The organism is Coprococcus ammoniilyticus, from assembly GCF_025567345.1.
GTDB lineage: Bacteria > Bacillota > Clostridia > Lachnospirales > Lachnospiraceae > Coprococcus > Coprococcus ammoniilyticus.
Map to the genome: position 1 here is coordinate 229,891 of NZ_JAOQJS010000002.1, position 21,598 is coordinate 251,488.

22 protein-coding genes and 1 tRNA gene are annotated in these 21,598 nt (G+C 39.2%); 18 read left to right on the top strand and 5 right to left on the bottom strand.

Going from position 1 to position 21,598, the window contains the following annotated elements; all coding sequences use genetic code 11:
• Nucleotides 1–83: 83 nt before the first annotated feature.
• The 6 genes from OCV60_RS03475 (at nucleotide 84) to OCV60_RS03500 (ending at nucleotide 7,268) form a co-directional block, all read left to right on the top strand.
• Entirely contained in the window at nucleotides 84–485 is a 402-nt protein-coding gene (locus OCV60_RS03475) for a cell division protein ZapA (protein ID WP_008400777.1), read from the top strand.
• Entirely contained in the window at nucleotides 475–2,850 is a 2,376-nt protein-coding gene (locus OCV60_RS03480; protein ID WP_021943819.1) for a U32 family peptidase, read from the top strand. The genes OCV60_RS03475 and OCV60_RS03480 overlap by 11 nt, the downstream gene beginning before the upstream one ends.
• Nucleotides 2,850–4,235 (top strand): FtsW/RodA/SpoVE family cell cycle protein, encoded by a 1,386-nt coding sequence (locus OCV60_RS03485; protein ID WP_021943820.1) that lies wholly within the window; start codon nucleotides 2,850–2,852, stop codon nucleotides 4,233–4,235. Before OCV60_RS03480 ends, OCV60_RS03485 begins: the two co-directional genes overlap by 1 nt.
• Nucleotides 4,177–5,658: a peptidoglycan D,D-transpeptidase FtsI family protein gene (locus OCV60_RS03490; RefSeq protein WP_021943821.1), complete on the top strand. Its 1,482-nt coding sequence runs from the start codon at nucleotides 4,177–4,179 to the stop codon at nucleotides 5,656–5,658. The genes OCV60_RS03485 and OCV60_RS03490 overlap by 59 nt, the downstream gene beginning before the upstream one ends.
• 143 nt (nucleotides 5,659–5,801) lie before the next feature.
• Nucleotides 5,802–6,254, top strand: a complete 453-nt coding sequence (locus tag OCV60_RS03495) for an NUDIX hydrolase (RefSeq protein WP_008400781.1) — start codon at nucleotides 5,802–5,804, stop codon at nucleotides 6,252–6,254.
• Nucleotides 6,255–6,374: 120 nt separating this feature from the next.
• Nucleotides 6,375–7,268, top strand: coding sequence for a class B sortase (locus OCV60_RS03500; protein ID WP_021943822.1), 894 nt, complete (start codon nucleotides 6,375–6,377; stop codon nucleotides 7,266–7,268).
• A gap of 134 nt (nucleotides 7,269–7,402) precedes the next feature.
• On the opposite strand, the gene OCV60_RS03505 is transcribed toward OCV60_RS03500, so the two are convergent.
• Nucleotides 7,403–7,486, bottom strand: a tRNA-Leu gene (locus tag OCV60_RS03505).
• A 76-nt stretch (nucleotides 7,487–7,562) separates the two neighbouring features.
• Between OCV60_RS03505 and OCV60_RS03510 the strand changes: the two genes are divergently transcribed.
• Nucleotides 7,563–7,784 (top strand): hypothetical protein, encoded by a 222-nt coding sequence (locus OCV60_RS03510; protein ID WP_021943823.1) that lies wholly within the window; start codon nucleotides 7,563–7,565, stop codon nucleotides 7,782–7,784.
• A 7-nt stretch (nucleotides 7,785–7,791) separates the two neighbouring features.
• Here the strand turns inward: OCV60_RS03510 and sigE are convergent, their stop codons facing one another.
• On the bottom strand, nucleotides 7,792–8,490 hold the full coding sequence (sigE, locus tag OCV60_RS03515; protein ID WP_262529543.1) for an RNA polymerase sporulation sigma factor SigE: 699 nt from the start codon (nucleotides 8,488–8,490) through the stop codon (nucleotides 7,792–7,794).
• A gap of 7 nt (nucleotides 8,491–8,497) precedes the next feature.
• Entirely contained in the window at nucleotides 8,498–9,157 is a 660-nt protein-coding gene (locus OCV60_RS03520) for a sigma-E processing peptidase SpoIIGA (RefSeq protein WP_309295070.1), read from the bottom strand.
• Nucleotides 9,158–9,292: 135 nt separating this feature from the next.
• On the opposite strand from OCV60_RS03520, the gene OCV60_RS03525 reads away from it, so the two are divergent.
• On the top strand, nucleotides 9,293–10,990 hold the full coding sequence (locus OCV60_RS03525; RefSeq protein ID WP_117784874.1) for a S8 family peptidase: 1,698 nt from the start codon (nucleotides 9,293–9,295) through the stop codon (nucleotides 10,988–10,990).
• A gap of 25 nt (nucleotides 10,991–11,015) precedes the next feature.
• Here the strand turns inward: OCV60_RS03525 and OCV60_RS03530 are convergent, their stop codons facing one another.
• Together OCV60_RS03530 and OCV60_RS03535 are read right to left on the bottom strand one after the other, a co-directional pair.
• The gene (locus OCV60_RS03530; RefSeq protein WP_262529327.1) at nucleotides 11,016–11,393 is read right to left on the bottom strand and encodes a metal-dependent transcriptional regulator; all 378 of its coding nucleotides are present in this window, start codon (nucleotides 11,391–11,393) and stop codon (nucleotides 11,016–11,018) included.
• A 79-nt stretch (nucleotides 11,394–11,472) separates the two neighbouring features.
• Nucleotides 11,473–11,637, bottom strand: a complete 165-nt coding sequence (locus OCV60_RS03535) for a FeoB-associated Cys-rich membrane protein (RefSeq protein ID WP_317258975.1) — start codon at nucleotides 11,635–11,637, stop codon at nucleotides 11,473–11,475.
• Between the two features lie 242 nt (nucleotides 11,638–11,879).
• Here OCV60_RS03535 and OCV60_RS03540 point away from each other — a divergent pair, with 242 nt between their 5' ends.
• The 10 genes from OCV60_RS03540 to OCV60_RS03585 all read left to right on the top strand — a co-directional run bounded on the left by OCV60_RS03540 (nucleotide 11,880) and on the right by OCV60_RS03585 (nucleotide 21,562).
• A complete protein-coding gene (locus OCV60_RS03540) occupies nucleotides 11,880–12,092 on the top strand; it encodes a FeoA family protein (protein ID WP_044945044.1) in 213 nt (70 codons plus the stop codon).
• Nucleotides 12,093–12,252: 160 nt separating this feature from the next.
• Complete coding sequence (locus OCV60_RS03545) at nucleotides 12,253–12,474, top strand: FeoA family protein (protein WP_008400791.1); 222 nt, start codon at nucleotides 12,253–12,255, stop codon at nucleotides 12,472–12,474.
• 97 nt (nucleotides 12,475–12,571) lie between these two features.
• Nucleotides 12,572–15,061: a ferrous iron transporter B gene (gene feoB / locus OCV60_RS03550; RefSeq protein ID WP_117784872.1), complete on the top strand. Its 2,490-nt coding sequence runs from the start codon at nucleotides 12,572–12,574 to the stop codon at nucleotides 15,059–15,061.
• 333 nt (nucleotides 15,062–15,394) lie between these two features.
• Complete coding sequence (gene trxA / locus OCV60_RS03555) at nucleotides 15,395–15,712, top strand: thioredoxin (RefSeq protein WP_021943830.1); 318 nt, start codon at nucleotides 15,395–15,397, stop codon at nucleotides 15,710–15,712.
• Between the two features lie 114 nt (nucleotides 15,713–15,826).
• On the top strand, nucleotides 15,827–16,540 hold the full coding sequence (locus OCV60_RS03560) for an IMP cyclohydrolase (protein WP_008400795.1): 714 nt from the start codon (nucleotides 15,827–15,829) through the stop codon (nucleotides 16,538–16,540).
• Between the two features lie 27 nt (nucleotides 16,541–16,567).
• Nucleotides 16,568–17,746, top strand: coding sequence for a phosphoribosylaminoimidazolecarboxamide formyltransferase (locus OCV60_RS03565; protein WP_021943831.1), 1,179 nt, complete (start codon nucleotides 16,568–16,570; stop codon nucleotides 17,744–17,746).
• 16 nt (nucleotides 17,747–17,762) lie between these two features.
• Entirely contained in the window at nucleotides 17,763–18,593 is an 831-nt protein-coding gene (locus OCV60_RS03570) for a tetratricopeptide repeat protein (protein ID WP_021943832.1), read from the top strand.
• Between the two features lie 27 nt (nucleotides 18,594–18,620).
• Nucleotides 18,621–19,421, top strand: coding sequence for a GTP pyrophosphokinase (locus OCV60_RS03575; protein ID WP_173788643.1), 801 nt, complete (start codon nucleotides 18,621–18,623; stop codon nucleotides 19,419–19,421).
• A 3-nt stretch (nucleotides 19,422–19,424) separates the two neighbouring features.
• Nucleotides 19,425–20,807, top strand: a complete 1,383-nt coding sequence (locus OCV60_RS03580) for an RsmF rRNA methyltransferase first C-terminal domain-containing protein (RefSeq protein WP_021943834.1) — start codon at nucleotides 19,425–19,427, stop codon at nucleotides 20,805–20,807.
• On the top strand, nucleotides 20,804–21,562 hold the full coding sequence (locus OCV60_RS03585) for an SDR family NAD(P)-dependent oxidoreductase (protein WP_021943835.1): 759 nt from the start codon (nucleotides 20,804–20,806) through the stop codon (nucleotides 21,560–21,562). Before OCV60_RS03580 ends, OCV60_RS03585 begins: the two co-directional genes overlap by 4 nt.
• Nucleotides 21,563–21,598 lie beyond the last annotated feature (36 nt).

A 21,598-nucleotide genomic window follows, 5' to 3' on the forward strand; every position in this document is an offset into this window, starting at 1 on the left:
GAATTACGGGAAAATAATACCTGTATGGTACAGGTAAAAAATATATATGAAAGAAATAAAATGAAATATAAAGGAGGAGAGTCATGTCACAAAAAAATGATATCCCGGTGGTTATTAACAATAAAGTGTATACATTGAGCGGATTTGAAAGTGAAGAATATCTCCAGAATGTAGCTTCTTATATCAATGGTAAGATCCAGGAATGTCAGTCTTCCGAAAGTTACCGCCGTTTTAATGCAGAATATCAGAGTGTATTACTTGCACTTAATATCGCAGATGATTACTTCAAAGCGAAGCTTCAGGTAAATCAGATGCTGACGGAGGATGACGATAAGGACAAACAGATTTATGACCTCAGACATGAAGTGATCGAGACACAGATCAAATATGAATCTGCACAGAAAATGATTGATGAATATAAAGAAAAAGTCAATGCTCTGCAGAGAGAAATAATAAAGTTGGAAGCAGAAAATAATGTTAAATAGACCTGAGATTTTAGCTCCGGCAGGCTCTATGGATGCGCTGAAAGCTGCGGTAAGTGCAGGCGCTGATGCATGCTATGCCGGAGGCGATATGTTCAGCGCCCGTGCATTTGCCGGAAACTTTGATACAACAGAATTACTGGAAGCAATTGATTACTGCCATATTCATAATGTGAAGTTATATATGGCAGTTAATACTTTGCTCAAAAATAGTGAAATGAAGAAACTGATTCCTTACCTTGAGCCTTTTTACAGGGAAGGTGTAGATGGGATTATTGTACAGGATGTCGGTGTTATAAGAAGTCTTTCACAGGCATATCCGGATCTGCCATTACATGGAAGTACACAGATGAGTGTATGCAGTACCTATGGGGCAGAATTTCTTAAAAATCTTGGGTTGACAAGATTTGTTCCTGCCAGGGAATTATCCTTAAAAGAAATAAAATCAATTAAAGAAGCAGTTGATATTGAGATTGAAACATTTGTGCATGGTGCGATGTGCTTCTGCTATTCAGGAAAATGTCTGATGAGCAGCTTTGCAGGCGGAAGAAGCGGCAATCGTGGACGCTGTGCGCAACCATGCAGAAAGGCATATAACAGCAGAAAGTTTAATCATGAATATGCCCTCAGCATGAAGGATATGTGTACACTTGCGGATTTACCACAGTTAATCGAGGCTGGGATTGATTCCTTTAAGATCGAAGGAAGAATGAAGAAGCCGGAGTATGTAGCTGCGGCAGTTCATGCATATTCTGAGATTACAGATGAATACATAAACGGTCATGTGAATGAGAAACGGATCAAATATCATACAGACCGGCTGATGGATATCTATAACCGCGGTGGTTTTTCTTCCGGCTATTATTATATGAAGAACGGTAAGGAAATGCTTGCAAACAAGCGTCCGAATCATACCGGTACATTGATTGGTAAAGTGGAAGCTGTGGAAGCACCCCATGTATACATCCGTCTGGAACGTGGAATTCAGGCAAAGGATGTTCTGGAGATCCGTACCGGAACAGAACAGAATATTGAACTGACTTCGAATATAACCGCACAGGCCGGACAGAAGATCCGACTGAATGCGAATAATCTTCGGCAGATCCGAAAAGATATGCAGGTCTATCGGACAAGAAATAATGCGCTTATTGATGATATTAACGTAAGGTTTATACAGAAGGAAAAACAGACGGATATCTATGGAAAGGTGACTGCAAAGATTGGAAAGCCGATCATGCTGGAGTTGTTTTCAGATGTGGATGATATCTCGGTAAAGGTAAGCGGAGAATGCGTGTCACAGGCTGCAAAACGTCCGGTTGAGGTGACGCAGATCATAGATAAGCTGTCAAAGACCGGTGGAACAGGATTTAACTTCTATCTGGAAGCGGAGTGCGATGAGAATATATTTATTTCTCTTGGAAGTCTGAATGTATTAAGACGGGAAGCCGTCTGCCAGTTGGAACAGGCATTGATCGGACGATATAAACGGACGATACCGGATGATAAGAAGTTGCTGGCGGAGGAAACTATTTATGATCAGAAACAGACAGATACCAGAGATGCTATGGAATGCGGTTGCTATGTATCTGTAAAAACAATAGAACAATTTCGAATTGTTAATAATTATAAATTGGTACAACATGTTATAATTGATCATAATATCGTGCATGAAGCAGAAATCGGAAAAATGAGAGAAGATAAAAAGATCTATGTTTCCTTTCCGGATATCCTGCGTGAGAATAAGAAACAAGGAATAAAAGATCTGTATTTTCTGTCTGGAATGTTTGAGGGTATCTATATTAAGAATATAGATGAGATTGGTTTTCTGAAGAAGCAGGGATATAAGGGAATGGTATTGCTTGATCCATTCTTATATGCATATAATGATGAAGCTGTTTTATTCTATAAGGAGCTGTTTCCACAGGTAATGCTGATCGGTTCTGTGGAACTGACACATCAGGAATGGAGCGGTCTCTGTGAAACAGATATTGAAAGATTATATGGATATCAGCCGGTTATGATCACAGCCCAGTGCTTTGTCAATAACTATCTGGACGGATGTGGTTATAATAAACGAGAACGTTTCTCGTTCCGGGATGAAAAGGGCAATCGCTTTTATAGTGTGAATAACTGCCGGGATTGTTATTCTGTTATATATAATGGGGTTCCGACAAACAATATCAAACAGTTGACAAATAACAGAAATACTGATATAACCAATGAATATTTGATTGATTTTACCATCGAAAACGAAGATCAGACGAAGAATGTGATGGAGCTTCTCATGAAGTTCCATGCCGGAGATATGGATGAAGAATTCGATGAGATGGATTATACAAGAGGACATTATATAAAGGGTATTGAATAATGGCAACTATTATTACAGAGATATCAAAATACTTAATCATATTTTTTATGGTTCTGTATACAATTAAATGTTTTACGGTGCTGAAACCGGTGCGGGAAGATAAAAAGAATCATGCATTAAATGTGCAGATCGTCTATGTGTTTATTATACATTTTTTATGTTATCTGACACTTTTTTTAAAATATAAAACGATCAGTATCGTGATCTTTTATCTGCTGCAGATGATCGTTTCTATTGTATATATGGTATCGTATCATGGAATATACAAGAAATCTTCCAGATTGATCACAAATAATATGTCATTTTTGCTGTTGATCGGATATGTCATGCTGACCAGACTGGATTTTGATCTGGCAAAAAAACAGTTTGCATTTGCAACGATCACACTGGTGATCACGGCATTTATTCCGCTTGTGATCATGAAATGCAAAAATCTGAAAAACTGGGATATTTTCTATGCAATCCTTGGAATCGGTTTTCTAATTACAGTCTTTGTTCCATTTCTTGGAGTATCCAAATACGGCTCTACAAACTGGATCCAGATTGGATCGATTTCCCTGCAGCCGATGGAATTTGTAAAGATTATATTTGTATTCTTTCTAGCAAGCGCTTTAAACAAAGCAAAGGGATTTAAAGATTACATTAAAGTTACACTTGTTTCCGGTATCTTTATGCTGATCCTGGTAGCAGAAAAGGATCTGGGTGGTGCAACAATCTTTATGATGATCTTTATCATGATGATCTATCTGGCAACACAGAAGACAATGATCCTGATCGGTGGTCTGGGTGGTGCAGCAGTCATTGCAACGGTTGGATATTCGCTGTTAAAAGACAAATTCAGTCATGTAACAACCCGAATCAACGCGTGGTTAGATCCATTTTCCTATATTAATGACGCCGGATATCAGATTTGCCAGTCACTATTTGCGATCGGATCGGGCGGGATGGAAGGAAGAGGTCTGGGTAAAGGGCTTCCAACAGCAGTTCCGGTAGCGTCCAGTGATTTTATCTTTTCTGCGATCTGTGAGGAACTGGGTGTTGTGTTTGCGCTGTGTCTGATCCTGATGTATATCAGTTGTTTTATATATTTTATAAATATATCCATGAAGATTCGTAACTCATTTTATAAGAATGTTGCATTTGGATTCACGATCTGTTTTATATTCCAGACATTTTTGAATATTGGCGGTGTAACAAAGTTTATCCCGTCTACCGGTGTGACACTTCCGCTTGTCAGTTATGGTGTAAGTTCAGTTGTGAGCACATTATTCCTGTTTGGAATCATTCAGGGAATCTGTGTACTTGAAAATAATGGAGTTGGTGGTAATGAAGAGCAAACGGTCTACAAACAAAGCAATCATGAAGAAGTATTCTCAGGGGAGTAGAGAAGCACAGGAAAAACAGAAAAATGACAAAAAGAATGTTCCTGTTCTTGTGATCACATATTTTGTTATATTTATTTTTATCGGCATGATGGTGCATCTTGTTAAATATGTTGTTGTCGATGCAGATTCAGATATTGCAAATTCATACAACAAAAGACAGAATCTGTATGCAGAAACAGTAATAAAAGGTCAGATCATTTCAGATGACGGAGTTGTTCTGGCGGAGACAAAAACGGATGATGATGGAAACGAAACCAGAGTTTACCCATACAGCAATATGTTTGCACATGCAGTTGGTTATGATAGCAATGGACAGGCAGGTCTGGAAATGGTTTCCAATTATTATCTGCTGACATCTAACCAGAATATTTTATATCGTATTTATCATGCATTATCTGATAAGAAGGATATGGGAAATAATGTTATAACAACACTGGATTATGATCTGCAGAGTACAGCATATAATGCACTTGGTGATAATGATGGTGCGGTCGTAGCGATCGAGCCATCAACTGGAAAGATCAAAGCAATGGTTTCAAAGCCGGATTTTGATCCGAACCAGATCTCCTCTGTTATAGAAGAAACAGCAAATTCGGACAGCTCCTGTCTACTAAACCGTGCAACCCAGGGAATGTATCCGCCGGGATCGACATTTAAGATCCTTACAACACTGGAATATATAAGAGAAAATCCCAACTATAAGTCATATTCCTATGAATGTGAGGGGGATGGCATATTTAACAGTGTATCCATTCACTGCTATAATCATAAGGTGCACGGAACCGTTAGCCTGGAGGATTCTCTGGCGTATTCCTGTAATACATCCTTTTCCAATATCGGAACGAAACTTGATATGGATGCATTAAATAAATTGTGCGGAGACTTTCTGTATAATAAAGAATTGCCGTATGATGGCTACTATAAGAAATCCAGTTATACCATGACATCAAAAACAGATAAGTCCCTGATTCCACAGACAGTAATCGGACAGGGAGAGACACTGATCACGCCGCTTCATAATGCGATGGTCATGTGTGCAATCGCAAATGGTGGGGTTCTTATGAAGCCATATATGATGGATCGTATTGAGAACTGTGACGGAAGCGTTGTAAAAAAATTCTCCAAGGATTCTTATGGCAGGATTATATCCTCAGCAGAAGCACAGACATTGACAGAGCTTATGATGTCGGTAACGGAATATGGTACAGCGTCCGATTATTTTTCAGGAGCTGAGTATACAGTAGCAGGTAAGACGGGAACTGCAGAGTTTAATGAGAACAAGGATTCCCACTCCTGGTTTATAGGTTTCTCCAATGTCAATAATCCGGATCTGGTGGTCTGCGTTCTGATAGAAAATGCAAGCAATACCGGAGCATCTGCAACATCAATCGCCAGAAAGATATTTGATGCATATTATAATTAATCAGCTTGAAATAATGCAGTAATACTGATATACTTATAACCAATTAAGGACTGGCAGGGTAAGCCGGTTCAGAGTTTTATTCGTAGTCGAATGTGAGTAGAACTTGAAGCATTTACAACACCGAAAAGACAGGAGGAACTGCTGTGATCGAAGCAACAAGCTGTGGAGGTGTGGTAATCTTCAGAGGAAAAGTATTATTACTGTACAAAAACTACAAAAACAAATATGAAGGATGGGTTCTCCCGAAGGGTACAGTTGAGAAAGGTGAAGAGCATAATCAGACTGCACTTAGAGAAGTAAAAGAGGAGACAGGTGTTAGCGCATCTATTATTAAGTATGTAGGAAAAAGCAATTATACATTTAATACTGCTTTTGATGTGGTAAACAAGGATGTACACTGGTATTTGATGATGGCGGACAGCTATTACAGCAAACCGCAGCGTGAAGAATATTTTGTGGATTCCGGTTACTACAAGTATCATGAAGCCTACCACCTTCTGAAGTTTCCGAACGAAAAGGATATTCTGGAACAGGCATATGCAGAGTATGTAGAATTGAAACGGAATAATCTTTGGGGAAGCAGAAAGTATTTTTAAGGTTCAAAATCTGACTGTTTATTATGAATGGTCAGATTTTTTGCTTTCAGGATAATGAATGACAAGCGTACGGAAATAACACAAAAATGAAAAAGTGATCAAGAAAGGATGCTGGTTCGGATGAACGGATTAACAGACAGGAAAGAAACAGATAACAGAGAAATGGCAACGCAAAACAATGACCATGAGAATTCATCACAGAGTGGAAGAAAAAAGAATGGAATATTGTTAAATCTTATACTTGCAGTATGTGTACTTGTTTTTCTTGGCTGTGGCTGCTATCTGGGTGTTTATTTTTTTACCAGCAGACAGGCAGAGTCAGCGTTTGCAGAGATCAAACTGGAAGTGGAGCAGGACAATTGTACGGAAGAAACCGGAAAACCGGTTTATACAACAGTACAGGAAAAAAAGGTTTATAAAAAGTACGCATCTGTATATGAGGAGAATACAGACTTTGTTGGATGGCTGTATATATATGGAACAAGAATCGATTATCCGGTCATGTATACGCCAGAGAATGAAGAATATTATATCCATCGGAATTTTCAGGGGGGTTACAGTGCTGCTGGTACGTTATTTGCAGCAGCAAACTGTTCTCCGACAGGGAAGGTATCTGACAATGTCATTATATACGGACATAATATGAAAGCAGGGACGATGTTTCATGATCTGTTAAAATATGAAGATGAAGATTTCTATAAAGAACATCAGACGATCATATTTGATACTTTAGATGGACCGGGTACATATATAGTGATCGCAGCCTTTTATACAAAAGCCTATCCGGAAGGGGATACAGAGCATTATAATATATATGACTTTGCAGATGCGGGATCAAAAGAGAAATTTGATGATTATGTCAGCCGGGTAAAAGCAAATACACCATATACGATCGAAGAAACGGCATCCTATGGGGACAAGCTGCTGACCTTATCCACCTGTGCGTATCATACAGAAGATGGACGGTTTGTTGTGGTTGCAAAGAAGATCGGCAACAACAGCCGGCTGCAGTAAAAGAGTCTGTATTTGGGTGTGCATCTAGCGGGCAAATATTGGGCAAAATAGTTGAAATGCCTGCATTTTGAGTAATAAAAAAAGCCACAAAATGGCTTAAAACTTAGATTTTTTATTAAGCAAAATACAAAGAGTGCCGGCAGCGGGACTTGAACCCGCACGATGTTGCCACCAACAGATTTTGAGTCTGCCTCGTCTGCCAATTCCGACATGCCGGCGTCTGTGAACCTTTGTAATAGTAACACATGGCTACAACAGTGTCAATGATTATTTCCTGAAATGAGGTGCGAAACAATGATGAAACGTAGTGTAAAACAACAACTGAATGCAAAGCTGAATGAGATGAATATGAATCTTGCAAACAATTATAAGGATCTGGCACATGATGCCTTAAAGGAGCTGGATCAGATGGTGGAAGATCTGAAACAATCCGGAGATTTAAAGGAAAAGGATTACCAGAAAATGCGCCAGATGGTTGACGGATATAAGGTAAAGCTTTCCGATTATCATCATTAAAGGCTGATCAGCTCATTTTAATTATTTCTTTTTTTAGTTTCTTTATGATCTTTTTTTCAAGACGAGAGATATAAGACTGGCTGATTCCTAACAGGTCAGCCACTTCTTTCTGGGTGCGTTCTACACCGTTAATCGTGTTGATCCCGTACCGCAATTCAATAATGGTACGTTCCCGTTCTGTCAGGTGAGAGACTGCTGCCGTTAACAGGGAATGATCCATTTCTGTTTCCATATTCTTGTAAACCGTATCTTCCTCGGTTCCAAGAATGTCAGATAATAATAATTCATTTCCATCCCAGTCAACATTCAATGGTTCATCAATCGAAATCTCCATGCGGAGTTTGCTGTTCCTGCGGAGATACATAAGGATTTCATTTTCGATGCATCTAGATGCATAGGTTGCCAGCTTGATGTTTTTGTCGCATTTAAAGGTATTGATTGCTTTGATCAGTCCAATCGTACCGATTGAGATCAAATCTTCTACGCCAATTCCGGTGTTGTCAAATTTCTTTGCAATATAAACAACCAGACGAAGATTCCGTTCAATCAGTATTTTTTTAATCTCCTGATCGTCGCCGTTCCCAAGTCCGGCTACCATGGCACTTTCTTCATATGGTTCTAATGGGGCAGGAAGAATATCACACCCGCCTATGTAATGGACATCTTTGGAGGATGAAGGAAATAAGGTCATAATATTGGATACCATTGAAAATTTAAAATCTCGATTTGCGAATGTGTTTATCATAGTTTCTTACCTTTCTCATATATACTGAATTTAATAAAATACATTTCTTCATATGACTGATCTGTAACGTATGTCTGCTGATCCCGATCAGTGGCCGGTTGCAGATTATATGATTATTAATAAAGAAAAAGTCACAGTCAAATGCCAGCATCAGATCCGATTCCGAACTGATCGTTCGGTAGGGGATCAGGTGGATGCCCTCCGGCATATAGATGGAGGACTTTCGATCAAATGGTTGGATCCCATTTGTATAATCGTATACAAGCGCATGAAGCTGCAGGGGCAACAGGTCATACATGATTTCCGGTGAGGCGATGACCACATGTTTGCCGGTTGAAATATCTTTTAGCGTATTGCCGGTATCCAGATAGCCGGTTGCCTGTACAACATTCTGTTTTCTGCCAATAAACAAATTGGAAAAATAATTCATATGTTTTTCTTTCAATTGATTTGCAAATGCAATTATATATAGATGCGGTGAAATAATACGTCGGATTAAGGAATTTGAAACCAAGGAATACCGACGTAATATGACAAATGTGGATAAACAGGGGATAAAATCCCTGTTTTTTAGACTGAAAATCCTATTTTTGTGTATAAATCTGTTGATAATGTGGAAAAGTTCCAACTTTACTTACATTTTTCGATATTTTCAAACAATTAACAACATTTGATGAAATCATAAGAATATTCTAAATATCAATAAAAAATCATATGATTAAGAGATAAAAATAATACATAAAAAGCGGGATAGTAAGGGAAAATGGAAAATAATATTGATACGCAATTGGAACTTGCACTGGAGACCATGCAGTCATATGAGGACAGCGAATCGGAGCTGTATGTTGGATACAATGCAAAAGATCGGAGCTGGCAGCTTCTGATCCGTTATAATGATGATATTACAGATTTGGTGGATCGATATCTGACACGGATCTATTATCTGCTGGCTGGATATGCAATTATAGAAATAAAGGAAGTGTATATCAATGCATTTGCAGCAGATCCCAGAATCCTGTATGTGGATAAATCAAAGAGTGTAGATCAGCAGGTATCCTATGCGCAGTATGCCTCCTGCCTGTCCGGAACCTTCATTAATAACTACGGACTGGATGGAAGCGGAACCCTTCTTGCAGTTATAGATTCTGGTATTGATTACCGGCATAATGAATTTATCCGTGACGGAAAAAGCAGGATTCTGGAATTATGGGATCAGCAGGCAGAATATCAGAAGAAATATGTGAATCCATACGAACTTGGACGCATTTATACAAATGAAGAACTGAATGCAATACTAGATGGAAACTACACAGAAAGTCTTCCGTCAGAGGATCGCTCCGGTCATGGTACGCAGGTGACTGCCATAGCAGCAGGAACCAATATCGGTGTAGCTCCACAGACGGAGCTTCTGATCATTAAAGTAGGAAGTGATACGGCATCCAGACTTCCGACTACACTGGGAATGATCCTTGGAATTGATTATGCACTGCGAAAGGGAATAGAACGTAATCAACCGATATCTGTAAATCTTAGTTATGGTAATAATTATGGTTCTCATAAGGGTGATTCGTTGATGGAAAATTATATCAATGACGTTTCAAGGCTTGCGGTGTGTTCCATATCCACCGGAACCGGAAATGATGCGATTAACCGGAGACATCAGCGGGTAATCCTTGGAAATACTTCCTACCGTATGATCGATCTGTTGGTCAGTGATTATGTGACATCCTTTAATCTGCAATTATGGAAAAATTATAACGACCGGTTTGATGTTATGATCATTACACCAAATGGTGATATCGTTCTGACTTTGAGTGAATCGCAGAATATTGGAACCGGAACTTATCGGAATACATTTGTCAAAGGAATCTATGGAACGCCGAATCCATATAACCGGAATCAGGAGATATTTATCTCATTTCAGGGGCGGGATAATTATATTGATAAAGGACAATGGAAGGTTTTGATCCATCCGAAGCAGATCGTCAGTGGGGTAGTGGATGCTTATCTGCCAATCCGTGCAAGTTTGACTGGAAATGTTGAGTTCTTAAATCCAACAGAATTTGGAACATTAACGATTCCTTCTACGGCGGAAGGACTGATCACAGTAGCGGCCTATGATCAGAATGTCGATGATTTTGCATATTTTTCCGGACGGGGTTATACAGCAAATGATCAGATTAAACCGGATCTTGCTGCACCCGGTGTGGATATTTATACTGCATATCCGGGAAATGATTATTCCTTTGCGTCGGGAACATCTATGGCGGTACCATTTGTATCCGGTTCTGCATGTCTGCTGATGCAATGGGGAATTGTGAATGAAAATGACCCATTTCTATATGGAGAAAAACTGAAAGCTTCGTTGATCCGGGGAGCGAAAAGGATAAAATCAGCGAGAACGTATCCAAATATCTATGTCGGTTGGGGAACTTTATGTGTAGAAAATTCTATCCGATAGAAAAAAGAGCCAGTCACTAGAAGATCTAGTGATTGGCTCCACTTAATACATGATCTTTAATTGCTTTAAAACTTTCTTTACTGATTACATGCTCGATCTTGCAAGCATCGGCAGATGCGATATCGGGATCAACACCAAGCTGTATAAGCCAGGCGGAGAGAAACTCATGTCGTTCATATATCATTTCAGCAATTTCTTTTCCTGAATCGGTGAGTGAAATAAACCCTGCATCATTCATTGTTATGTAGTTATTCTCACGAAGATTCTTCATAGCAACACTGATGCTTGATTTCTTATAACCAAGTTCGTTTGAGATATCAACTGAACGGACAACAGGAAGCTTCTTGCTTAATACCAATATCGTTTCCAGATAGTTTTCAACTGATTCATTCGTTGTTAACATAGCTTTACCCCATTAAAAAATTATTTACAGAAAATTATATCACAAACCGGAATAAGGTTCAAATGAAAGAAGGATAAAACTAATGACATCCGTGACAATTGTTACAGTTTCCTCCGCACTGAACAGATTTTCCGGACTTTTTATCTTTTATCATTGAACGGATCGCAAGTACGCACACAATTATAATAATGGCAGCAACAATAATAGTACCAATATATTTTTCCATAATAATCCAACCTTTCATTTTATAATCGTAATTAGTTTAAACTAACTGTTTAAAAATGTCAAGTATAATAAATAAATTTGCATTTTAAGAATATAGCTTTGTTATATACGACTAAGATACGTTACAAGCTTCTAAATGATGTTATATTTTTCTAAAAAATGTTATTGACTTCTAATGATGGTTAGTATATACTAACGATGAAATTTGAAACAGCATATTGCTTAATGATAAATTTATACGATTATGAAAGAAGATGGAATATGATGCCTTTAACTTTTATGAATATTGGAGAAACAAAGACCATTACCAAAGTTGGTGGAAAAAATGAAACAAGACAGTTTCTTGAGAAGCTTGGTTTTGTCGTGGGTGGAGAAGTAACAGTTGTTTCAGAGATAAACGGTAACATGATCGTAAATGTAAAAGAATCCAGAGTTGCCATCGGAAAAGATATGGCAGCCAAAATTATGGTATAAGGATACCGAAAAAACAGAAATATAAGTATTTGCACATTGGTAGCTGCCGGTGCAATTGTTTATATATACAAATGTATAAGAAGAAAAGCTATCACAGAATCCGGTCTGAATATGTGGAGACGTTCTTATATGTATAAAGAAAAAGAAGGAGCAAAATGGTATGAAGACATTAAGAGAGGTTGCCGTCGGACAGACAGTTAAGGTAACAAAACTTGTTGGCGAAGGACCTGTAAAGAGACGTATCATGGATATGGGAATCACGAAAGGTGTAGAAATCTATGTCAGAAAAGTTGCACCGCTTGGTGATCCGGTTGAAGTAACAGTACGCGGTTATGAGCTTTCTTTAAGAAAAGCAGATGCCGAAATGATCGTTGTTGAATAAATGTGTGGATCGTACCGATCCTACATACAACGAAGCAGATGATTTACTTATTTGATGAATCATAGAAAATGACAGACAAAAAGGAAGGAGCATAAAAATGTCAGTTAAAATAGCGTTGGCAGGTAATCCAAACAGTGGAAAGACAACATTATTTAACGCACTTACAGGTTCAAACCAGTATGTAGGTAACTGGCCTGGTGTAACAGTAGAGAAAAAAGAAGGAAAATTAAAGGGTCACAAAGATATTATCATCACTGACCTTCCCGGTATTTATTCACTTTCTCCATATACATTAGAGGAAGTTGTTGCCAGAAATTATCTGATCAAGGAATATCCGGATGCGATCATCAATATTATTGATGGTACGAACATCGAAAGAAATCTGTACTTATCAACACAGTTGATCGAGTTGGGAATCCCGGTTATCATGGCAGTTAACATGATGGATCTTGTAAAGAAGAATGGTGACAAGATCGATATCAAGAACCTGAGCAATGCACTTGGATGCGAGGTTGTAGAGATCTCGGCATTAAAGGGTACTGGAATTGATGAAGTAAAAGAAAAAGCAGTTGCGGCAGCACAGAAGAAAGTACAGAATAAGCGTGTACATAGCTTCGATCAGGCTGTTGAAGATGCAATCGACAGCGTAAGTGCAAAGCTTACAGTTGAAGAAAGAAAAAAGAGATTCTTTGCGATCAAGCTTCTTGAAAAAGACACAAAGATTGCAGAGCAGATGGACAGTGTTCCGGATTGTAAAGATGAGATCAAAGCACTGGAAGACAAATTTGATGATGATACAGAGAGTATTATCACCAGTGAGAGATATGCATATATCTCATCTATCATCGGAAAATGTGTGAAGAAGAATACAAAGGGTGAAAAGCTTACAACCTCAGATAAGATTGATAAGATCGTTACAAACCGTATCCTTGCACTTCCGATTTTCATCATTGTAATGTGGCTGGTTTATTACATTGCGATGTCAACAGTCGGTGCATGGTGCACAGACTGGACAAATGATAATCTGTTTGGTGACGGTTTCCATTTATTCGGTATCGGAAGCAAAGATTATGAAGAAGCATCCGGTGATTACGATGCAGCTACAAATGCACTTGACGCATATGGTGTACTTGTAACAGATGATGAAGATGCTATAGATGTTGATGCAACAAAGGCAGCTATCGAAGCAAATACAAATACAGAAGCAAGTGTTAAGTATCAGATGGAAGATGAAGAAACTCTTGATACTTACGATATCGATGTATATTATTCAGAAGTACCTGCCGGTGCAAAAAAAGATAAGACAAATGCTATGTCTTATTTAGATGCAGTAGAATACTTCAACAAGACAGAGATGGCAGAGATCGATCCTGCTGATTATGGTGTATTCGTTCCATCTATTCCTGATCTTGCAGAAAGAGGTCTTGATAAGATCGGATGTGCTGACTGGTTAAAGGGACTGATCCTTGACGGTATTATCGCCGGTGTTGGTGCTGTACTTGGTTTCGTACCTCAGATGCTCGTATTGTTCATCTTACTTGCAATCCTTGAGTACTGTGGCTATATGGCACGTATCGCATTCATCATGGACCGTATCTTTAGAAAATTCGGTCTTTCGGGAAAGTCATTCATTCCTATTCTTGTAGGTGTAGGTTGTGGTGTTCCTGGTATCATGGCATCTCGTACAATTGAAAATGAAAAAGACCGCCGTATGACAGTTATGACAACAACATTTATTCCTTGTGGTGCTAAGGTTCCGTTTATTGCAATGATCGCAGGTGCGATCTTCGGTGGATCTTCACTGGTTGCTACAAGTGCTTACTTTATCGGTATTGCAGCAATTATCTGCTCCGGTATTATCTTAAAGAAGACAAAGATGTTCGCAGGAGATCCTGCTCCATTCGTTATGGAGTTACCTCCTTACCATATCCCGACAATCGGTTCTGTATTAAGAAGTATGTGGGAGCGTGGCTGGTCATTCATTAAGAAGGCCGGTACCATCATCCTCCTCTCAACAATCTTTGTATGGTTCACAACATACTTCGGTATTCTGGATGGTAAATTCCAGATGCTTTCAGAAGATCAGATCGACCACAGTATCTTAGCTAAGATCGGTGGAGCAATCTGCTGGATCTTCAAGCCACAGGGATGGGGCGACTGGCAGGCAACTGTTGCATCTATTACAGGCCTTGTTGCTAAGGAAAACATCGTTGGTACTATGGGTATCCTTTATGGTGGTGGGGAAGGCACTGTATACAGCGAGCTTGCAAAAGCATTCACAACAGCAAGTGGTTTCTCATTCCTCGTATTCAACTTACTCTGTGCTCCATGTTTCGCAGCAATGGGTGCTATTAAGAGAGAGATGAACAGTGCAAAATGGTTCTGGTTTGCAATCGGATATCAGTGTGGTTTCGCATACCTTGTATCCCTTGTTATTTACAGAATTGCAGGACTCTTCACAGGTGCATGCTCATTCGGTATCGGCACTGTTGTAGCAATCCTGATCATCGTTGCTTTCTTCTTCCTGTTATTCCGTCCGGATCCAAACAAGAAGGTCAAGACAAGCAAAGAATTCTTAAATGCATAATTATAAAGGCTAACATATAATACACATACAATACGATGCGCGCTTCCCTTTGTGGCAGCGCGCATTTTGTGTATCGGTTATTATACAGAAATCAGATTTATATAAATTCCTGTCTGCCGGCTGGCGTTCATAGAATTGACAGACAAGATGACAAATGTAGATATTTATTAAAACTCCGTGAAATGAGTTGACAAATAAATGTATGATAGAGGAAAATGAATGTATACTATAATACAAGAACACTTACTTGTCAGAAATGTTTTTTGAAAGTACAGATGTAAGATGATTGAGATGTCTGTATAATTAACGAATGACGAATTGGAGGTTTTTACTATGGCAGTTATACATTTAAATGAAAAAGAATATGAAGATCAGGTTTTAAAGGCAAAGGGACTTACGCTGGTTGATTTCTGGGCCACCTGGTGCGGACCATGCAGAATGGTTGCACCGATCGTTGAAGAATTGGCTGACGAATTTCCAGAGGTAAAGGTATGCAAGGTAGATGTAGATGAGAATCAGGAACTTGCACTTGCAAACAAGGTTGTATCAATTCCGACATTTTTATTATATAAAGATGGAGAAGTTATAAAGAAAATCGTGGGAGCAGTTCCAAAATCCGAACTGATCCAGGCAATGCGCCAGTTTCAGTAGATAAGAATGCAGTCCAAAACGCTTGCAAAAGAAAGCATATTATTATAAGATGAAAGACAGCGACCAGATAAATGGGTACATGAATTGACTAATTTACTAAACGGAGGTTTACAAATGAAAATGTTATCATTATCAGAGGAACTTAAGGGTAATTCTTATCCCGGCAGAGGAATCGTGATCGGACGTTCGGAAGACGGAACAAAGGCAGTTACTGCATACTTTATCATGGGTAGAAGTGTGAATTCCCGAAATCGTGTATTTGTTACAGAGGGCGAAGGAATCCGTACAGAAGCATTTGATCCATCCAAGCTTGAGGATCCAAGCCTTATCATTTACGCACCGGTTCGGGTTCTTGGCAATCGGACGATCGTAACAAATGGTGATCAGACCGATACGATCTATGATGGAATGGATAAAGAGCTTACATTTGAACAGTCACTGAGATGCCGCGAGTTTGAACCGGACGGTCCAAACTATACACCGAGAATTTCCGGAGTTATGCATATCGAAGGCGGACAGTATGACTATGCAATGTCTATCTTAAAGAGCAATAACGGAGATCCATCGGCATGCAACCGATATACATTTTCATATGAGAATCCCGCAAACGGAGAAGGACATTTTATTCATACATATATGCATGATGACAATCCACTTCCAAGCTTTGAGGGAGAACCGAAGTTAGTTGGTATATCAGGTGATATCGATACATTTGCAAATATGGTATGGGAAAGCCTGAATGAAGATAATAAGGTATCTCTGTTTGTCAGATATATTGATATCGCAACAGGAAAGTATGAGACAAGAATCATTAACAAGAATAAATAATCATCATGAATCGGGAGGAAATACAGAATGAACGAAATTCAATTAAAATACGGATGCAATCCAAATCAGAAGCCATCAAGAATCTATATGGAGGATGGAAGTGATCTTCCGGTTACCGTATTAAATGGTAAGCCGGGCTACATAAATTTTCTGGATGCATTTAATGGCTGGCAGCTTGTTAAAGAATTAAAGGCAGCAACCGGACTTCCAGCAGCTACATCTTTTAAGCATGTGTCACCGGCAGGTGCAGCAGTAGGACTTCCTCTTACAGATACACTTGCAAAGATCTACTGGGTAGATGATCTGGGCGAACTGTCACCACTTGCATGCGCATATGCAAGAGCCAGAGGTGCAGACCGTATGTCATCCTTTGGTGATTTCATTGCATTGTCAGATGTCTGCGATGCAGATACAGCCCGTCTCATTAAGCGTGAAGTATCAGATGGTGTAATTGCTCCCGGGTATACAGACGAAGCTATGGAGCTTCTGATGCAGAAGAAGAAAGGTAATTATAATATTATCCAGATCGATGAGAATTATGTTCCTGCTGAGATTGAACGTAAGCAGGTATTTGGAATTACATTTGAGCAGGGAAGAAATGAACTGAATATTGATAAGGATCTTTTATCCAATATTGTAACAGAGAATAAAAATATACCGGAAGAAGCTCTTATCGATATGAAAATTGCACTGATCACATTAAAATACACACAGTCTAATTCTGTATGCTATGTAAAAGGTGGACAGGCAATCGGTATCGGGGCCGGTCAGCAGTCCAGAATCCATTGTACAAGACTTGCCGGTCAGAAGGCAGATAACTGGTGGCTTCGTCAGTCTCCACAGGTTATGGGACTTCAGTTTGTTGATGGACTTGGACGTGCAGACAGAGATAATGCGATCGATGTATATATGGGTGATGAATATGAGGATGTTCTCCGTGATGGCGAATGGCAGAAGCGTTTCAAGGTAAAGCCGGAAGTATTCACAGCAGAAGAAAAGAAAGCATGGCTTGCCGGAAATCAGAATGTTACACTTGGTTCTGATGCATTTTTCCCATTCTCAGATAACATTGAACGTGCGAAGAAGAGTGGTGTTGCATACATTGCTCAGCCGGGTGGATCTGTCAGAGATGATCTTGTAATCGAAGCATGTGATAAATATGGAATGGTAATGGTATTTACAGGAATCCGTTTATTCCATCACTAATCAGGAGTTTATTGCTATGACAGGAAGAAATCGTAGAAGACGCAGAAAAAGAAAATCCAATATAGATTTTGTCAAAGTGTTTTTCTTTTTAGTCACTTGTCTGGTCATTGTTTTTGCGGCTGTTGTAATATTATCAAAGATCATATCGCATAAGGACCGCTATTTTGATGAAGGACTGGCGTTTTATCAGAATGCAGAATACGATAAGGCACTTGACCGGTTTGCCGATGCACTTTCTGAAAAACAGATATTTTCTCGGAATAAAGACAAGAATACCAGACTGTATATGGCAGATATTTATATGAAGACCGCTGATTATGATAAAGCGGTAGAAGAATATGATACTATTTTACAACAGACATCTGCGGACAAAAAGAATGTCGGTAAAATGAAGGAGATCGCCCAGGCATTGGCTGACTTTTCGGACAGCAATTATGCCGGGGCACTCCCGGTTCTGGAGCAGTATGTAAAGGATTATCCGGAATTATATCTGTATATAGGAACCTGTTATGCATCTATGAATGATGCAGAGCATATGTTTGAGAATTATGAAAAATACATAGATAAATATGGATATAATTCATATCTGTATGCCCAGTATGCCGCTTATTATATCAGTATTGGTGAGATGGACAATGCATATGGGTATATTAATAATGGACTTGCAAGCGATAATACCTTCCAGAAAGAGTTGCGTTTGCAGGAGATCAGTTATTATGAAAAGATCCAGAACTATGATAAGGCTTATGAACTTGCGAAAGAATTATATGAGCTTTATCCGGAGTATCAGGATGGTGTAGATGAATATAATTTCCTTTATACCAGAGTATCCCATGATGATGAATAGTTAGAATTGGCAGGAGGCATTTTATTCGTGGAAATACAATTATGGAAAGAGATCTTATCTCCGTATGAGCAGGCTGTAGATGAACTGCTCTTGAAATTTAAGCATATTATAAAAGATTATCGAAGTCAGGGACTGTATTCTCCAATTGAGAATGTAACCGGACGTGTAAAAAGAATTTCAAGTATTTTGGATAAGATGCAAAAGAAACATATTCCGATGGATCATATCGTGGAAGAGATGGATGATATCGCCGGAATCCGTATCATGTGCCAGTTCGAAGAAGATATTTACAAGGTTGTAGAGATCATAAGGAATCGCAGGGATATGTCGATCCGAGAAGAAAAAGACTATATTACGAATGCAAAAACAAGTGGGTACAGAAGTTTTCATATTATATTAAATTATGATGTATATACGATTAAAGGGCTTCAAACGATTCAGGCAGAGATTCAGATCCGTACAATGGCGATGGATTTCTGGGCAACGATTGAGCATTCCCTTCAGTATAAGTATCGTCATAATATGCCGGAACATATCCGGGAAAAACTGTTAAATGCAGCAAATGCAACTGTGGCGCTGGATCAGGAAATGTCATCTGTCCGGGGTGAGATTATGGATGCACAGAATTCGTTCAATTATAAGGCATCTATCGTTGCAGACATTTTAACAAATATTCAGAATTTATATTATGTAGGCAACCAGCGTGAGGTTGTGAAGATACAGAATGAATTTTATGATATTTACCAGAAGGATGATCTGGAAAAGCTGGAGGATTTTTCCAAACAGCTTGATATTATCGCAGAAGGATACAAAGCACAGGGGTTATAGATTATGAACTTACCGGAGTCATTTACAAACAGGATAAAGACACAGTTAGGAGACGACTATGATGCATATATGAATTGTCTGGATCAGGGCATGCATCATGGACTTCGCGTGAATACAAATAAAATCAGTGTGGAAGATTTCTTAAAGATCTCTCCATTTGAATTAAAGCCTGTACCATGGACAACAAATGGTTTTTATTATGATGACAAAGCATGTACACCATCCAAACATCCATATTATTATGCAGGGCTTTATTATATTCAGGAACCGAGTGCGATGGCACCGGCGAGTATTCTTCCTGTTGAAGATGGGGATGTTGTTCTAGATATCTGTGCAGCACCGGGAGGTAAATCAACCGAGCTTGCAGCAAAACTTCATGGCACCGGGTTTCTGATCTCAAATGATATCAGTAATTCCAGAGCTAAGGCATTATTAAAAAATCTGGAATTATTCGGGATCGGTAATATGTGTGTGGTAAGTGAAGCTCCGAATAAGCTGAGCACAAAATTCTATCAGACCTTTGATAAAATTTTGATTGATGCGCCTTGCTCCGGTGAAGGAATGTTCCGTAAATCCCAGTCAATGGTAACAGCGTGGGAAAACAATGGTGTTGAGTTATTTGCCGGTTTACAGCGTGGAATCTTAAATGAAGTTGTAAAAATGTTAAAACCGGGTGGAACCATGCTGTATTCGACCTGTACGTTTTCTCCGGAAGAAAATGAACAGTCAATCGAATATCTTTTATCACTGGATGATACATTAGAATTAGTCGAAGTTCCGAAGTATCCGGGCTTTTGTAATGGAAATCCTGCGTGGGGAAAGACCGAAAATGCAGAACTTGAAAAATGTGCAAGATTATGGCCGCATCATATCGAAGGGGAAGGGCATTTTGTTGCACTTATTCATAAAAAAGAGGCAGAACAGACACAGGTATTTCAGTCATGGATACACAGAGGCTGTAAGCCGGATAAAAATGCAGAAGAATTCCTTGCGCACATTTCATCGGATGCCGGGATCCGGTCTGCATATATTGAGGAAAATAAAGGAAGACTGTATTATATGGCAGAACATATGCCGGATGTATCCGGGCTTCGGATGTTAAGACAGGGATTGTTCCTTGGCGAGATCAAGAAGAACCGGTTTGAACCGAGCCAGTCACTTGCTATGTATCTGAAACAAGGACAGTTTGATAATGAAGTAAATCTGACATCTTCAGATGACCGTGTTTTAAGATATCTGAAAGGCGAGACGATCGAAGCATCGGATCAGAAAATTAAAAATGGATATGTGCTTGTTCTGGTGGACGGATATCCGCTTGGATGGGCAAAAAATACAAACGGAACGTTAAAGAATAAGTATTTATCTGGATGGAGGATGATGTCATGAGTAAAATAGCAGTCGTTACCGGAGCTTCTTCCGGACTGGGCAGAGAGTTTGTTGTTCAGATCAGTGAAAAATATAAGACAATCGACGAGATATGGGTGATCGCCAGGCGTGCAGAACGATTGTATGCCTTAGAAAGAGAGATTGAAGGCAAGAAGATTATTGTTCTCCCGCTGGATATCACAAAGCAGGAAGATCTTGAAGCCTATAAAAAGATGCTTGCAAAGGAACATCCATGGGTACGTGTTCTGGTGAATGCAGCAGGATATGGCATTATGGGACATGTAGAAGATGTTGTATGCGAAGAACTTACCGGAATGATCGATGTTAACTGTAAGGCTTTAGTTGCCATGACGAAGATCACTCTGCCATATATGAAAGAACAGAGCAATATCATTAATATTGCATCATCAGCGGCATATCTGCCACAGCCATCCTTTGCTGTATATGCAGCAACAAAATCCATGGTTAGAAGCTTTTCAAAAGCATTAAATAAAGAATTGGAGGACAGAGATATTACAGTGACAGCAGTATGTCCGGGACCGGTCAATACAGAGTTCTTTGATGTTGCCGAGAAATATTCCCATACAAAGGCATTTAAAAGATTGTTCCGTGTAGAAGCAAAGAATGTGGTAAAACGGGCGTTATTTGATGCGTATTACCTGAAGACAGAATCTACCTACAGCATAACGATGAAAGCGTTTAAGATCGTAACAAAGCTGCTGCCGAATGACTGGATCGTTTCCATGATCAAATAGAGACAGATATCCGGTAAATACAGAGATTTGCCGGGG

Excerpts from the sequence above, each read along its gene's own strand:
- OCV60_RS03570 (WP_021943832.1), top strand. The coding sequence starts at position 17,763 with ATGACAGGAAGAAATCGTAGAAGACGCAGAAAAAGAAAATCCAATATA.
- OCV60_RS03580 (WP_021943834.1), top strand. The coding sequence starts at position 19,425 with ATGAACTTACCGGAGTCATTTACAAACAGGATAAAGACACAGTTAGGA.
- trxA (WP_021943830.1), top strand. The coding sequence starts at position 15,395 with ATGGCAGTTATACATTTAAATGAAAAAGAATATGAAGATCAGGTTTTA.
- OCV60_RS03490 (WP_021943821.1), top strand. The coding sequence starts at position 4,177 with ATGAAGAGCAAACGGTCTACAAACAAAGCAATCATGAAGAAGTATTCT.
- OCV60_RS03560 (WP_008400795.1), top strand. The coding sequence starts at position 15,827 with ATGAAAATGTTATCATTATCAGAGGAACTTAAGGGTAATTCTTATCCC.
- OCV60_RS03485 (WP_021943820.1), top strand. The coding sequence starts at position 2,850 with ATGGCAACTATTATTACAGAGATATCAAAATACTTAATCATATTTTTT.
- OCV60_RS03565 (WP_021943831.1), top strand. The coding sequence starts at position 16,568 with ATGAACGAAATTCAATTAAAATACGGATGCAATCCAAATCAGAAGCCA.
- OCV60_RS03475 (WP_008400777.1), top strand. The coding sequence starts at position 84 with ATGTCACAAAAAAATGATATCCCGGTGGTTATTAACAATAAAGTGTAT.
- OCV60_RS03510 (WP_021943823.1), top strand. The coding sequence starts at position 7,563 with ATGATGAAACGTAGTGTAAAACAACAACTGAATGCAAAGCTGAATGAG.
- OCV60_RS03585 (WP_021943835.1), top strand. The coding sequence starts at position 20,804 with ATGAGTAAAATAGCAGTCGTTACCGGAGCTTCTTCCGGACTGGGCAGA.
- OCV60_RS03480 (WP_021943819.1), top strand. The coding sequence starts at position 475 with ATGTTAAATAGACCTGAGATTTTAGCTCCGGCAGGCTCTATGGATGCG.
- OCV60_RS03535 (WP_317258975.1), bottom strand. The coding sequence starts at position 11,637 with ATGAAAGGTTGGATTATTATGGAAAAATATATTGGTACTATTATTGTT.
- OCV60_RS03525 (WP_117784874.1), top strand. The coding sequence starts at position 9,293 with ATGGAAAATAATATTGATACGCAATTGGAACTTGCACTGGAGACCATG.
- feoB (WP_117784872.1), top strand. The coding sequence starts at position 12,572 with ATGTCAGTTAAAATAGCGTTGGCAGGTAATCCAAACAGTGGAAAGACA.
- sigE (WP_262529543.1), bottom strand. The coding sequence starts at position 8,490 with ATGGTATCCAATATTATGACCTTATTTCCTTCATCCTCCAAAGATGTC.
- OCV60_RS03500 (WP_021943822.1), top strand. The coding sequence starts at position 6,375 with ATGAACGGATTAACAGACAGGAAAGAAACAGATAACAGAGAAATGGCA.
- OCV60_RS03545 (WP_008400791.1), top strand. The coding sequence starts at position 12,253 with ATGAAGACATTAAGAGAGGTTGCCGTCGGACAGACAGTTAAGGTAACA.
- OCV60_RS03530 (WP_262529327.1), bottom strand. The coding sequence starts at position 11,393 with ATGTTAACAACGAATGAATCAGTTGAAAACTATCTGGAAACGATATTG.
- OCV60_RS03540 (WP_044945044.1), top strand. The coding sequence starts at position 11,880 with ATGATGCCTTTAACTTTTATGAATATTGGAGAAACAAAGACCATTACC.